This is a genomic window from Betaproteobacteria bacterium (assembly GCA_016720925.1).
Taxonomy (GTDB): Bacteria; Pseudomonadota; Gammaproteobacteria; order Burkholderiales; family Usitatibacteraceae; genus UKL13-2.
The window spans coordinates 252,616-266,608 of the sequence record JADKJR010000001.1 but is presented as its reverse complement, the minus strand read 5'-3'; the positions used below and the strand labels follow the sequence as shown (position 1 = coordinate 266,608).

General features: G+C 58.7%; 12 protein-coding genes, 1 other RNA gene and 1 pseudogene. 9 read left to right on the top strand and 5 right to left on the bottom strand.

The window, feature by feature from the left end; all coding sequences use genetic code 11:
* Nucleotides 1-103: 103 nt before the first annotated feature.
* Nucleotides 104-1,459 carry a M28 family peptidase gene (locus IPP88_01345; protein MBL0121411.1) on the top strand — a complete coding sequence of 452 codons (1,356 nt, stop codon included), beginning with the start codon at nucleotides 104-106 and terminating at the stop codon, nucleotides 1,457-1,459.
* Nucleotides 1,460-1,904: 445 nt separating this feature from the next.
* Here the strand turns inward: IPP88_01345 and IPP88_01340 are convergent.
* Nucleotides 1,905-3,341 (bottom strand): annotated as a pseudogene (locus tag IPP88_01340) (IS1182 family transposase).
* 576 nt (nucleotides 3,342-3,917) lie between these two features.
* Here IPP88_01340 and IPP88_01335 point away from each other — a divergent pair.
* Nucleotides 3,918-5,357, top strand: a complete 1,440-nt coding sequence (locus IPP88_01335) for an IS1182 family transposase (GenBank protein ID MBL0121410.1) — start codon at nucleotides 3,918-3,920, stop codon at nucleotides 5,355-5,357.
* Between the two features lie 377 nt (nucleotides 5,358-5,734).
* Complete coding sequence (locus tag IPP88_01330) at nucleotides 5,735-6,241, top strand: DUF2383 domain-containing protein (protein ID MBL0121409.1); 507 nt, start codon at nucleotides 5,735-5,737, stop codon at nucleotides 6,239-6,241.
* Nucleotides 6,242-6,331: 90 nt separating this feature from the next.
* Here the strand turns inward: IPP88_01330 and rnpB are convergent.
* Nucleotides 6,332-6,686: RNase P RNA component class A (rnpB, locus tag IPP88_01325), an RNA gene on the bottom strand.
* 15 nt (nucleotides 6,687-6,701) lie between these two features.
* On the opposite strand from rnpB, the gene IPP88_01320 reads away from it, so the two are divergent.
* A complete protein-coding gene (locus IPP88_01320) occupies nucleotides 6,702-6,839 on the top strand; it encodes a hypothetical protein (GenBank protein MBL0121408.1) in 138 nt (45 codons plus the stop codon).
* On the opposite strand, the gene IPP88_01315 is transcribed toward IPP88_01320, so the two are convergent.
* The 3 genes from IPP88_01315 to rsmI all read right to left on the bottom strand — a co-directional run bounded on the left by IPP88_01315 (nucleotide 6,836) and on the right by rsmI (nucleotide 9,653).
* Nucleotides 6,836-7,648 (bottom strand): DUF3025 domain-containing protein, encoded by an 813-nt coding sequence (locus IPP88_01315; GenBank protein MBL0121407.1) that lies wholly within the window; start codon nucleotides 7,646-7,648, stop codon nucleotides 6,836-6,838. The genes IPP88_01320 and IPP88_01315 overlap by 4 nt on opposite strands.
* A 4-nt stretch (nucleotides 7,649-7,652) precedes the next feature.
* Nucleotides 7,653-8,684: a dihydroorotase gene (pyrC, locus tag IPP88_01310; protein ID MBL0121406.1), complete on the bottom strand. Its 1,032-nt coding sequence runs from the start codon at nucleotides 8,682-8,684 to the stop codon at nucleotides 7,653-7,655.
* Between the two features lie 87 nt (nucleotides 8,685-8,771).
* Nucleotides 8,772-9,653 carry a 16S rRNA (cytidine(1402)-2'-O)-methyltransferase gene (rsmI, locus tag IPP88_01305; GenBank protein MBL0121405.1) on the bottom strand — a complete coding sequence of 294 codons (882 nt, stop codon included), beginning with the start codon at nucleotides 9,651-9,653 and terminating at the stop codon, nucleotides 8,772-8,774.
* 76 nt (nucleotides 9,654-9,729) lie between these two features.
* Between rsmI and IPP88_01300 the strand changes: the two genes are divergently transcribed.
* From IPP88_01300 to IPP88_01280, 5 genes are read left to right on the top strand one after another with little or no spacing between them, the layout of a single operon-like run.
* The gene (locus IPP88_01300) at nucleotides 9,730-10,968 is read left to right on the top strand and encodes a penicillin-binding protein activator (GenBank protein MBL0121404.1); all 1,239 of its coding nucleotides are present in this window, start codon (nucleotides 9,730-9,732) and stop codon (nucleotides 10,966-10,968) included.
* A gap of 13 nt (nucleotides 10,969-10,981) precedes the next feature.
* Entirely contained in the window at nucleotides 10,982-11,356 is a 375-nt protein-coding gene (locus tag IPP88_01295; GenBank protein MBL0121403.1) for a YraN family protein, read from the top strand.
* A gap of 12 nt (nucleotides 11,357-11,368) precedes the next feature.
* Nucleotides 11,369-11,959: a phosphoheptose isomerase gene (locus tag IPP88_01290; GenBank protein ID MBL0121402.1), complete on the top strand. Its 591-nt coding sequence runs from the start codon at nucleotides 11,369-11,371 to the stop codon at nucleotides 11,957-11,959.
* Nucleotides 11,959-12,549 carry a BON domain-containing protein gene (locus IPP88_01285; GenBank protein MBL0121401.1) on the top strand — a complete coding sequence of 197 codons (591 nt, stop codon included), beginning with the start codon at nucleotides 11,959-11,961 and terminating at the stop codon, nucleotides 12,547-12,549. The genes IPP88_01290 and IPP88_01285 overlap by 1 nt, the downstream gene beginning before the upstream one ends.
* A 10-nt stretch (nucleotides 12,550-12,559) precedes the next feature.
* The gene (locus IPP88_01280) at nucleotides 12,560-13,984 is read left to right on the top strand and encodes a tetratricopeptide repeat protein (GenBank protein ID MBL0121400.1); all 1,425 of its coding nucleotides are present in this window, start codon (nucleotides 12,560-12,562) and stop codon (nucleotides 13,982-13,984) included.
* Nucleotides 13,985-13,993 lie beyond the last annotated feature (9 nt).

The following is a 13,993-nucleotide window of genomic DNA, read 5'->3' as shown; positions in this document are numbered from 1 at the left end:
GAGTGCGGCAGCAAGAAGTAACCATCATCGATACTATTTTGCCCCGGCGCAACAATTTCGCGGCGTAATATCGGCTGTGTTTTCACTACCGGAAGGTTTGCTCATGCGTCCCGTGTTCCTTTGCTTGCTCTTGCTTGGCTTCAGTGTAGCCACGCTGGCCGCGCCGCCCAAGAAGAATGCCGATATCGAGAAAATCGTCAAGGAAATTTCCGCGAAACGCATCGAAGCCACCATTCGCAAACTGGTGAGCTTTGAAACCCGCAATTCGCTCTCCGACACCACCAGCGACGCCAAGGGAATCGGCGCCGCGCGACGCTGGATCAAGGGTGAGCTGGAACGCTGTAGTGCCGCGAATGGCGACCGCATGAAAGTGGAATTCGATGAACATCTCGCGCCGGTCAGCGCGCGCATTCCGCAGCCCACGCCGATCGTCAATGTGGTGGCGACCTTGCCGGGTGAGCAACCCGAAAGCCGCGACCGCATGTATGTCGCCAGCGGTCATTACGATTCGATGCGCGGCGCGCCAACCGATCCTGACGGTTTCGCGCCCGGTGCCAATGATGATGCATCCGGCACCGCAGCGGTGATTGAAATGGCCTGCGTCATGTCGAAATACAAATTCCACGCAACGCTGATATTTATGACAGTGGCGGGTGAAGAGCAGGGGCTCCTCGGCGCCACCTTTTTCGCCAAGGCCGCCAAAGCGAAAGGCCTGAACATCGCCGGCATGATCACCAACGACATCGTCGGCAACAGCAAAGGCTCGGATGGCAAAATCGACAAGCATCGCGTGCGCCTGTTTGCGGAAGGCATTCCACCGCTGAAAGAAATGCCCGATGAGATGCTCACGCTGATCCGCACCGGCGGCGAGAACGATTCCGCTCCGCGCCAGCTCGGCCGGTTTATCAAGCAGGCCGGCGAGCGCTACGTGCCGGGCATGAAAGTCGAACTGATTTACCGTCGCGACCGCTATCTACGTGGCGGCGATCATTTTCCGTTTCTCGACGCCGGTTACGCGGCCGTGCGCATGACCGAACCGAACGAGGATTTCCGTCACCAGCATCAGAACGTACGCCTGGAAAACGGCGTGCAATTCGGCGACCTGCCCGAGTTTGTCGATTTTGCATACGCCGCCGATGTGGCGCGCGTCAATGCCGCAGCACTCGCGTCCCTGGCACTCGGCCCTTCCGTGCCGCAAGACGTGTTGATGGAAAACTTGTTCCTGGAAAACAACACCACCTTCCGTTGGAAAGCCAACCCGGAACCGGACGTCGTCGGCTACCGTGTGCTGTGGCGAGAAACCACCGCGCCGTTTTGGCAGAAGAGCGAGGATTTCGGCAACGTGACGCGTGCCACCGTCATTGGCGTATCGAAGGACAACGTCGTGTTTGGCTTGCAGGCCATCGACAAGAATGGCAATGCGAGCGTGGCGACGTTTCCGAAACCGTTTCGGCGCTGATCGTCTGCCATTGCCAGCCGCCTGATCCTCGGCCTGCTGCTTCCTTGTTGCATCGCGCTTTCCGATGGCGCACCGGACAATATCACCGCGCCCTTTGGGAGCAAAAAAGGTTACAAGGAACGAGAGTGCAATCGTCGATCTGCCTGATTGCCAACGGGTGCGGTCGTGATTGTTAAGCGTGCCAGACGTTGGCTTCGCACGATTTCAAAAATCGCTAATTCGCTTTGTCGACTCCGCCACATTCGAGCTGCCACTTTCGACACGCGTCGGATCGTCAAGTTTTCTGGCCCGTAAGTTGGCGAACGACGGCTTTTAAAGAGGCTGACAGGCAGGTAACGACCGAGGCTGTGTGAAAACATAAATATTGTGTCGCTGAGAATGACGCGTCCCGGTCTACGCGGGAACGTTTTTGAGTAGGTCGTTCTTTTCTTGAGCAAATTGGCGTTCAAGCCACCGCTTGTTGTCCTTTCAGCATCGCTATTAGCGCCTTGATGCCTTGAATTTTCATCATTCGCTTCAGGTTATACGCCAACACATGCAAGCTCATTTCGGTACTGACGCGCGGCAGTGTCTTGGTCAGGAAATGCGTGGCACCCATCCATGCCTTGAGCGTTCCATAAGGATGCTCAACCGTCGAGCGCCGCTGGCGGGAGGCGTCCGGGTTCTGCTCAAGCCGGTCTTGCATGCGCTCAAGAATGTCCTCGTGCTCCCAGCGCGTCACGCGTCGATTCGTGCCGGTCGTGCATTGCGCTTTCATCGGACACTTTGGGCATGCCGAGGACCAGTATCGATGAAGGGTCATGCCCTTTTCGACTGTCGTCTGACGCCAAATCGCGCTTTGCCCCGCAGGGCATCCGGTATTCATTGCGCTCGGCGAGGTAAGTGAAATCACGCTTGTCAAAGCGCCCGGCGGCCTTGTTGTTGGACGTGAGCGGCTTGGGCACAAGCGTGTTGATACCCTGTTGCTCGCATTCTCGGATCTGCTCGCCATTGAAATAGCCTCGGTCAGCCAGCACCGTGAGCGCTTGATTGCCCGTTGCCTGCACGGCTTGCTGCGCCATTGTCGAGAGTTGTTGCCGGTCGTGACCCACATTGGTGACCTGATGGGCGACGATCAGATGATGCCGGGCATCAACGACGGTTTGCACGTTGTAGCCCACCATGCCGGTGCCGCGTCCACTGGTAGCCATGGAGCGTGCGTCGGGGTCGGTAGCGACACCTGATGGTCAGGCGCGGCTTGAAGTTGCTCACCAATGTCTTGCAAGCGCCGCATCTGCTCCTTGAGTCGGCTGACCTTCTCTTTCAGGCGAGAAACGCGGCCTTCACTTACCGCCGCGGGGTTACGATCGGCACGATCGAGTTCGCTTAGGTAGCGTCCGACGCTTTCTTCAATTTGCGCCATGCGCGCCTTCAACTTGTGTTCGGTGAAGTTCTTGTCGCGGTTGTTGACGGCTTTAAACTTGCTGCCATCGATTGCCACGATCGCTTCCGAGAACAGCTTCAGGTTCCGGCACAACACAATGAACTGACTACAGATGCGGCGTATAGCGGGTCCGTTGTCCTTGCGAAAATCGGCGATGGTCTTGAAGTCAGGTCTCAATCGGCCCGTGAGCCAGATCAGTTCAAGATTGCGTTCCGTCTCGCGTTCCAGGCGTCGGCTCGATTGCAGGCGATTGAGGTAGCCGTAGATGTAAATCTTGAGCAGCGTGGCGGGGTGGTAGGCAGGACGGCCCGTGGCACTTGCCGTGGCGCTTTCAAAACCGAGCTTGACCAAGTTCAGTTCTTCGACGAATACATCAACGACGCGAACCGGGTTGTCGTCGCTGATATAGTCATCAAGACACTCAGGAAGCAACGTGGTTTGCGTTCGACTTTCCCGCAGGAATGAAGCGCTTCATCAGGGCGACCTCGCTACGCTAAATCAATGAGTAGCTATGACCTTGGCACGCCTGAATTGTTCCGATATTCCGGAGTCGTTTTCACACAGCCTCGGCAGGACCGGTCGGTCAGCCTTGGCTTCTAAAAGGGCCTGCCTGCGATCAATTTGAGTTCCCGACATGAGTTATGCGCTTATTGATTCGACCATTAGTGCCTGGGTGGAAAAGCACGGTTTTTCGCCGTTCAACGATCCCGGGCGATCGATTTTCTTGTCCAGCGACGAAGGCGAATGCTGCCAAATTTGGATTGACGCCCCAAAAGCCAAATAGTGTTCAGATTCATGCCGCAGCGGTAGAAGCGAAGGAAGATGAGAAATGAGACAGGACTGGGACGTTCCGATTGCGAATCTTGAACTGGCGCTGGAAAATGCTGTTGTCGCTGTCAGGCAGTGGTTCAGGCGATAGGCCAATTACCCGACACCCGCTTTCGGCCGAGGCTGTGTGAAAACGTTTCCTGGCTGTCCACGAGAATAGCGCGAAAAGCGTTTCAGGAGAATCGCGATTTTCGGTGAGGCTGCCCGATGAAACGATTCATTCAGGGACAAGAGCGCACGCAGGCCACATTGTTACCGGAGTGCCTCGATGACTATGTGGTTGAGGAAAGCCTGGTGCGGGTGGTGGACGTGTTTGTCGATCAACTCGATCTGCGGGGTCTGGGTTTTACCGGGGCCGATCCTGCCGTCACCGGCCGGCCGGCATATCACCCGGCACTGCTGCTCAAGATCTATATCTACGGCTACCTCAATCGCATTCAATCGAGCCGCCGCCTGGAGCGCGAAGCCCAGCGCAACGTGGAACTGATGTGGCTGACCGGGCGTCTGGCGCCGGACTTCAAGACCATTGCCGACTTTCGTCGCGACAACGGGCCGGCGATCCGCAAGGTCTGCCGGCAGTTCGTCGTGCTGTGCCGGCAACTGAATTTGTTCACCGAGGCGCTGGTGGCCATCGACGGCAGCAAGTTCAAGGCGGTCAACAACCGGGACAAGAACTTCACCAGCGCCAAGATGCAGCGGCGGATGACGCAGATTGAAGAGAGCATTGAGCGCTACCTGAAGGCGATGGACACCGCCGACCGGGCCGAGCCGGCAGTGGCCAAGCTGAAGAAAGAACGCCTGCAGGAAAAGATTGCCGCGTTGAAGGAGCAGATGGACAAACTCAGGATGATCGACGTGGCGCTGCAGGCGAGCCCCGATGGCCAGTTGTCGCTGACGGACCCGGATGCACGCTCGATGAAGAGCCGGGGCGGGAGCATCGTCGGCTACAACGTGCAGACGGCGGTGGATGCCAAGCACCACCTGATCGCCGCCCACGACGTCCTCAATGAAGGCATCGATCGCGACCAACTCGCACCGATGGCCACCGAGGCCCAGGCAGCCACCGGGATCGAGAAGCTGACGGCTGTCGCCGACCGGGGCTACTTCAAGGGCGAGCAGATCAAGGCCTGTGTCGATGCCGGTGTGGCGCCGATGGTGGCGAAGACGCTGACCTCCAACAGCCTGGCCGAGGGGCGCTTCGACAAGCAGGACTTTATCTACCTGGCCGAGGAAAATGCGTACCGCTGCCCGGCTGGACAGCGGGCGATCTGGCGGTTCAAGACCGTGGAGAACGGACAGACGCTGCACAAGTACTGGTCCTCGGCCTGTCCGCAATGTCCGATGAAGGCCAAGTGCACCACCAGCGACTACCGGCGGATTGCCCGCTGGGAGCATGAACAGGTGCTGGACGACATGCAGGCCAGGCTCGATCAGCGGCCCGACATGATGCGCATTCGCCGGCAGACGGTCGAGCATCCATTCGGCACCCTCAAGCACTGGATGGGCGCCACCCACTTCCTGATGAAAACGCTGGCCAACGTGCGCACCGAAATGAGCCTGCACGTGCTGGCATACAACCTGAAGCGGGTGATGCAGATCCTGGGGATCAAGGAACTGCTGCGGGTGTTGAGGCTACGGGCCGTGTAGCGCCTGTTTGCGCCTTCGCCGGCCGCAGAGCGATCAAACTTCGCGAGAAACAAATATTACTCTCGTGCCACCGTCGCGCATTCTGATGATCTCTGGACCATCACAAACATCCAGTTCGCGCCTTTGCGGCTATCAGCGAATAAAATGAGTTTCCACACAGCCTCGGCCGAAAACGGTCTGTCGATTGTAAGTCAAGTTGCGACCCAAAGCTGCCGGTCGAATCGGTCGGAGGCAGGCGCTCACGTCAGAATTGCCGGGTCAATCTTCTCCTTTTCCTACAACAAAGAAGGGCGGCGTCCTCTCCTCCGCCAATGACATTACCGTCAAATTGGATACCAGAGCCGAGCGCCGCGCGGCAAGTGAATGAAGGCCAATCCATGAAGCTCGCGACAATCGCTCAAATCCTAGATCACTTGGCCGAGAAGGCGCGCGATGATGACGCAGCTTATCGAACGGCAGCCGAGTATGCCAACGATCTGACGTTGACCGCCTACTCCGTGTCCTGCGCGGTCGTTTGCAGTGAACGTGCCGACGAACTCGAAGACATTTCGATTCTCTATCGCACAGGACGGAGACCTTTCCGGCAATACTGTTTCGCGCCCGTCGCGCGGGCATGGGCGTGGCTGGCGACCTGTTGGCGCGAACGCAACGACTTCGAAATTATCGATGCCTGCAAACGCCGCGAAGATGCCTCGTTCAATGCGTATCAACAGGCGTTGCGTATGCCCATCTCGGGCAACCTGCGCATGGTGCTGCAATATCACATGGCCGCCATTAAACGACGCCAGATGGGATTCCGGCATCTGCATCACGAACTGGACGGGCACCGCGCTCACAATCGTATGCCGGTTATTGCCCAAGACCTTCGCGTGTCAAGGACCTGAGCCATGGCAAATGCGCCTGATGGGGCCGACGTTGGCCGAAAACCGCCTTTCACTATTTTGTAGTGAAACCTCAATTCCAATCGGCGGAAAAGTGGAAGCGCACCGATAAGCCGGATTCTGTTACGGCACTTGCGTGCTATGACGGCCATTCCTCTGGGACGCACGTTACCGCGCGCCTCAAGCTACCTACCCGCAGGCTCCGCGGGACACACGTCAACGCCTGCCTATTTGGTATTGCTCCAGGTAGAGATTGCCCGTTTCACCCGCCGTTTGCTGTTGAGACAAACTCGCGGCTTGCGCCGCTCGTTGGTCGCAGCAAACGGCGACTCGTCTCTGTTGCTCTGATCCTCACCTCACGGTGGATGGGTGTTACCCACTACCCTGCCCTGTGGAGTCCGGACTTTCCTCTACATGACTAGCATGCAGCGACCGTCTGGCGCGCTTCCGAGGGCATTATCGCATGCGGGTATCGACGACCCCGAATGACGATACTGTCATCCTGGGCGGAGACAAGCGTCTCATCGACAACGAGATCCTGGGTAGCGCTGCATTTGCAAGGTGGGCAAAGCGTAGCGCGCCCACCCTGCGCGTGTTTTAACGGCGGCGACCGGCGCGAAAGTAGGTTGTGTCGTCGTAGAACGCTGCTGATTCATTGCGCGCATCCCAGCCCGGAATACCCAGTAGTGGCAATGGCGCGAGGTGGTGCGATTCGGTGAGGTGGTTATCATCCATCAGCCAATCCGCCGCCGCGCGATCAAGCTCGGTTGTGGTCGCAACACTCTCCAGCAGCATCGCCTTTGCGGTGATGCCAATAAAAGGCGACAGTGATTTTTCCATCAGGCCGTGGCCGACCAACATGAAACGCATGTTGGCGATGACCTCATCGCGCCGGAGGACGAATAGTTCGCGCCATTGGAAATTGCGGATCAATTGAAGCAGCGACGCATCCGCGCTGGCGACGATGACGCCACTTTCATCGAACATGGTGAGTACGTCACGACGCACTGAGCGTGCCGAGGCTTCGACCGCGCCGCCCGCCGCAAGGAGGCGTGCATGCTGCGCGTTGATAGCGGATTTGTGGTGCGGGAAAGCAATCCACTGCATCGCATTGAAGAGATCGTGCCAGTTTTCGCGCGTGGGCACTTCGCCGGTGGCGGCGATCTCTGTCTCGTAACGCATCGCGGATATCGAGTCGTCGGGTGGCGGCACAAAGCGCACCGGCTTGGCCCAGGCGTTGGTGATTTTCCTTTTCGCTGCCAGTGTATTCAGCTGTTCATGCGTTGGCCACGCAGTGTTATCCATACTTTCCAGTTCACGCAACACCGGGCGCACGCCATCGAAGAACGGGGCCGCCAGCGCACTTGTCGCGGCGTGCCACGCCATCGGCACGACTGTCGCGACCTTCATGCCTCTACGCCATGCGCCACGCGAGCGGCTCACCGGCGGCGAGCGGCACGAGCCCCGATTCGAGGAACGAAACCTTGTCGGGCACGGTCCAGGATTCCTTCCTCAGCGTGATGGTGCCCGTATTGCGCGGCAGGCGATAGAAATCGGCGCCGTGAAAACTGGCGAAGGCTTCAAGTTTGTCGAGCGCATTCACGCGATCGAACGCCTCGGCGTAGAGCTCCATGGCATGGAATGCCGAGTAGCATCCCGCCGCGCCGCAGCAGGTTTCCTTGGTGTTGCGGGCGTGTGGCGCACTGTCGGTGCCAAGAAAAAACTTTGGATTGCCGCTGGTCGCGACCTTCAGCAACGCGAGACGATGTTCTTCACGTTTGAGAATCGGCAAGCAGTAGTAGTGCGGCCGGATGCCGCCTTTGAATATGGCATTGCGGCTGTACAGGAGGTGCTGCGGCGTAATGGTGGCGGCCACATTCTCACTCGCCGTCAGCACGAATTTCACGGCATTCGCGGTGGTGATGTGTTCCAGCACGATGCGCAATTTCGGGAACCGCCGCGTCAACGGCATGAGGTGCCGCTCAATGAAAATCTGCTCACGGTCGAATACGTCGATCTCATCGCCGGTGACCTCGCCGTGCAGCAGCAGCGGCAATTGCGCCTCCTGCATCGCCGCGAATACGGCATCGCATTTGCGGATATCGGTCACGCCGGAATCGGAATTGGTGGTGGCGCCGGCGGGATAGTATTTGATCGCCTTTACAAAGCCGCTTTGCGCCCCGCGCACGATTTCCTCTGGCGGCGTGTTGTCCGTGAGATAGAGCGTCATCAACGGCTCAAACAAATATCGGATGGGCAGCACATCCAGGATGCGATCGCGATAGGCGCGCGCCTCATCGACAGTGCGTACCGGCGGCTTCAGGTTCGGCATGATAATGGCGCGGGCGAACTGCAGCGCGGTGTGAGGCAACACAGCTTTCATCGCGTCGCCATCGCGAAGATGTAGGTGCCAGTCGTCAGGGCGGGTAAGGGTGAGCTCGTTCATACTGTAATTATAGGGAGCCGCTGCCCGATCGCGCGGGTCTGCGCTGCGCGGGTGCGTAGCACTTGCGTATTTTTGCGCGCCGCCCTTTCATTCCAACCCTTCTCCCGACGGAGAAGGGCCTTGTTCGCGAATCGCCAGCGCCATCTCATACACCTTGTTCTTCTTCTCCCCCGTCAGCTTCACCGCCAGCGCCACTGCCTGCTTAACCGGCAATTCAGCACACAAAATAGTCAAAGTCCGCTCCAGCGCTTGCTCCTGGGCCATTTCCGCCCCGGAAGCCGCACCAGTGCTTGGTTTTGACAATATCAGCACGAATTCGCCGCGCCGATTGTTGTCATCCGCCTCGAGCCAAGCGACCGCATCGGCCAATTTGGCACGATGGATGGTTTCGAATTTCTTCGTCAGTTCGCGGCAGATGATGAGTTCGCGCGTGTCCGCGAAGACCTCATGCAACGAAGTAATACATTCGACGATGCGATGCGGCGATTCGTAGAACACCAGCGTTTCCGTCGATGACTTCAGCCGGATCAATGCCTTCTTTCTTTCTCCTGCCGTTGCCGGCAAAAAACCGTGAAACGCGAAGCCATGCTCGCCTTCCCCGCTCGCCGAGATCGCGGCAATCAGCGCGGATGCACCCGGGATGGGCACCACCTTCAGCCCTGCCGCGTGCACGGCCGCGACGACTATTGCACCGGGGTCCGAGACGGCAGGAGTTCCCGCATCGGTCACCAGCGCCACCGCCTGGCCTTGCTGCAAAAGATTAATGATGCCTTGCGCGGCATTGCGTTCGTTGTGTTCGTGCACGGCGATCATGCGCGTATTGATGCCGAAATGACTGAGCAGATTCCGGGTCATGCGCGTGTCTTCGGCGGCGATCACACCGACCGCTTTCAGCGTTTCCAGCGCACGCAATGTGATATCGCCCAGATTCCCGATGGGTGTGGCAACCACATATAATGCACATTCCATTTTTGCTTCCTGCCGGGAGATCACGATTTACACTTCCTGCCGCGCGACGCGCATTGAACAACTTTTTATAAAGGGAATGACGGCGGCGCTGTTTCTGCTGCTGACAGCCTGCGCGCAGACATTGTCGACGCATGGGGTCAAACCTGCAAGCACGCCCAAGACCGGCTCGGGTGCGGCCGCCGCACAAACGACGCCCGCGGCGCCCGCCAATCAGGCACCCGTGGTGGCATCAATCAATCCTGAAGCCGCGCCTTCCGCCATGGAAGAATTCAAAGATGGCAACGCGGCAAAGCCCGAAATGGTTCCACCACAAAAAGTATTGCCGCCACTGCCACATATCGCGCTGATCCTGCCCCTCGGGTCCAAAACCTTTGGCAAGGTCGCCGATGCCGTGAAGCAAGGTTTTCTGGCGGGCGCCAATGCGGATGGCAAAAACGCCGCACCATTTCGTGTCTATACGGCGGACGACGATACGGCGTCACTGGCCACCCAATATCGCAAAGCCACCGCGGACGGCGCGATGGCGATTGTCGGCGGCGTGACGCGCGATGGCGCGAATATCATGGTGAAAGAATCCGGTTACCTGCCCAGCCTGGCGCTGAATGCACCCGTCGACGCGGGCCCAAATGACCGCGATCTCCCGGATCGGTTTTTCTATATCTCCCTTAATCTGGATTGGGAGGCGCGCCTCGCCGCTCGCACGGCCGCCAATGAAGGCTTGCGTCGCGTGGCGGTCGTGACCGCCGGTACACCTTTGGCCAAACGGGTGCAGGACAGTTTTGAGAAAGAATGGATTCGATTGGGTGGCGAAATCGCGGCCCGCCTCGTAGTCAGCGGCGACCTGAGTGAAGGACCACGCATCGCCGCCACCATGGAAAGGGCCACCGCCGATGTCGTCTTCCTTGCCGCGGAAATGAAAGTGGCGCGTGTCGCCCGCCCCTACCTGCCACCCGGCATGCCCGTCTTCTCGACCTCAATGACCATCGATCCGCGCGCCGAAGCGGTGGAAAACCTCGATCTGGAGAGCGTGCGCTTCATGGAGATGCCCTGGTTCGTGCAACCCGACCATCCGGCAGTAATGGCATATTCGAAGCCTGTTGAGTCAATGCCGATCGACTACGAGCGGCTGTATGCGCTCGGCATCGACGCCTGGCGGCTCGCGCAACTGGTCGCCCGCACCGACAAACCGAAGGGCGCTCCCGCACTCGACGGTGTCACCGGACGCATCACCCTGGAGGGTCATCAGTTTGTGCGAATGCTGGCTTCCGGGGAAATGCGCGATGGCCGGCCGGCGTTGTTCAAGCCCGTCGAATAGCGCCCAACGCATCATGCTGTCGCGGCTGTTCACGACCAAACAGACAGGCGACAGCGCCGAGCGTATCGCTGAAAGTTTTCTGATCAAGCGCGGGCTGACGCTGGTCGCGCGCAATTATCGTTGCCGATTCGGCGAGATTGATCTGGTCATGCAGCAGGACGCCACACTGGTGTTTGTCGAGGTGCGCTTGCGTCGACGCCACAAAGGCAATGATTTCGGCGGCCCCGCCGCCAGCATCACGCCCACCAAACAGGCACGCCTGATCGCCGCGGCACAGCATTACCTTGCCGGCATGAAACAGCTTCCCCTTTGCCGATTCGATGCGGTGCTATTGAACGGGTTGCATGTGAACGATGTCGAATGGCTGCCCAATGCGTTTGAAGCGTAAAATCTGCCCATGATAAATATTGAAGCTCGCATATCACGCCACTTTCAGGACAGTATCGAAACCAAACAGCGCGTCGTGGCGGCACTGACCCCGCACATCGCGGCGGCTTCACACGCAATGGTGGATTGCCTCCGGCAAGGCGGAAAAATTCTCTCGTGCGGTAATGGCGGTTCAGCGGGCGATTCGCAGCACTTCGCTGCGGAACTGGTGGGCCGCTTTGAGCGTGAGCGCGAACCGCTTGCCGCCGTCGCGTTGACCACCGACAGCTCGATTCTCACCGCGGTTGCCAACGATTATTCGTTCGATGAAATCTTTTCGAAGCAGGTGCGCGCACTCGGCATGCCGGGCGACATCCTGTTCGGCATTTCCACCAGTGGCAATTCAAAAAACGTCGTCGCCGCCATCGCAGCGGCGCATGCGAAAGGCATGCATGTGGTCGGCATGACCGGCCGCAGCGGCGGAAAGATCGCGAGCCTGATGCAGTCGGGAGATGTCCTGCTCAACGTCGATTCGCAAGTGACCACGCGCATTCAGGAAGTTCATCTATTAACCCTGCATTGCCTCTGCGATGCCATTGATAACCTCATGTTTGGAGAAAAATAATGCGCTCACCGATGAAAATTGCTGCCCTGTTTGTCGTCGCTGCCTCTACGCTGGTTTTGCAGGGGTGTTTCACGCTCGCCGCCACCGGCATCGGTGCCACCGTGATGCTGGTCGATGACCGCCGATCGGCAGGTATCTATATCGAGGACGAAAATATCGAGTGGAAAGCGCGTGCGCGCCTGATCGATCGCTTCAACGACGCGCATGTCAACGTCACCAGCTTCAATTTATCGGTGCTGCTGACCGGCGAAGTGCCGAGCGAGCAGATGAAGAAGGATATTGAGCAAGCGGTGCGGGGCATTCCCAGCGTCAAGAACGTCACCAATGAACTGGCGGTCGCCGGTAATGCCTCGCTGGCCGCGCGCAGCAGCGACAGCCTGACGACCACCAACACAAAAGCGCGCTTCATCAGCAACGGCAAATTCTCCGCCAATCACGTGAAGGTGGTCACGGAAGCCAGCACCGTGTTCCTGATGGGCATTGTCACGCGTGACGAAGGAGATGCCGCGGCGGAGCTTGCGCGCACCACGAGCGGGGTGGCGCGCGTGGTGAAGGTATTCGAATATATCGAGTCCGCACCGAAGAAATAGCGGCTCGCGTGTGGCGACGGCACCCGACCAAGAGACCATTCATGCCGTCGGCGAGAAGATCCGTCGCGGCGATCTTGGTGGTGCGCGGGCCGACTGCAATCGATTTCTTGCCTCGGTGACGGAACCGGCGCGACAGGCGCCACTGAGATTCTGGCTGGGCATTATCGAACAGCGCAGCGGTGACTTGCCTGCGGCCATCGGGCATTTCGAGTTTGCCCTCGCAGCAAATCGCCGCAATCCGCTTTGGCTGCTGCAGACCGGGCTCGCGCACTTCCAAATGAACGCTTTCGAGCGCGCGGAATCGCTTTACCGTCAAGCACTGCGCATGGAGCCTCGCTACCCGCTCGCCCATTACAACCTTGGCGTGTTGCTGCAACAGAAGCATGACTGGCAAGGGGCGCGGCGTGCGTTTGAAGCGGCAATTGCGCATCATCCGCAGTTTCCCGAGGCGCTCGTCAATCTGGCCAACGTGCTTGTCGAACTAGCCGCGCTAGATTCGGCGGAGGCGTGCTACCGCCGCGCGTTGTCCATCAATCCGTGCATGGCCAATGCGCATTACGGGCTTGGCCTTCATCATCTGCGCGGCCAACAGCTCTCGCTCGCGGCGCAATGTTTTGAATCGGTCGTCGAGCACGATTCCGCACACCTTGATGCGTGGCTCGACCTGGCCGAATGCCGCCACTTGTCCGGTGATGACGCGCGCGCCATTGCCTGTGTGAAGCAGGTGCTGGTACTTGACGCTGCGCATTCGACTGCCCAATTCAAGCTTGCGCACTATCGTGGCGACCAGCCCGTCGCTGCGCCGCACGCAATGGTGGAACGGCTCTACGCAGGCATGGCAGCCACGTTCGACGAGCACCTTGCACAACGGCTGGGTTATCGAATACCGGCACTGCTGATGACGGAATTGAACGCCTGGTTGACAGGCTTTGCGGCACAACACTCGCGGCTACCCAATGCCCTCGACCTGGGCTGCGGCACCGGGCTGTTTGGCCAGGAGGTACGTCCGTTCGCCGCAAAATTGGTGGGGGTGGATCTGTCTGGCGCGATGCTTGCGAAGGCGCGTGACCGAAACCTCTACGACGAGCTGACTGAAAACAACCTTGAAACCTACCTCTCCGGTACGCTTGACGAGTTTGACCTGATAACCGCAACTGATGTGCTTATTTATCTCGGTCGCCTGGAAGAAATATTTGCACTTGTCGCGGCACGACTGACTGGCGGCGGGCGTTTTGCCTTCTCGACCGAGACCCCGGCCGGCCTTGAGCAGGACTATTTCTTGCTGCCCACTGGACGCTATGCCCACGGCACTCGGTACATAGAGCGACTGGCGGATGATCATGCTTTTGCCGTGACAAAACGCGTTGACACCCGAATACGAACCGAAAACGGAATACCTCTCAAAGGTCATGTATTTATTCTGCAAAAGGCGTAGCAATACAAC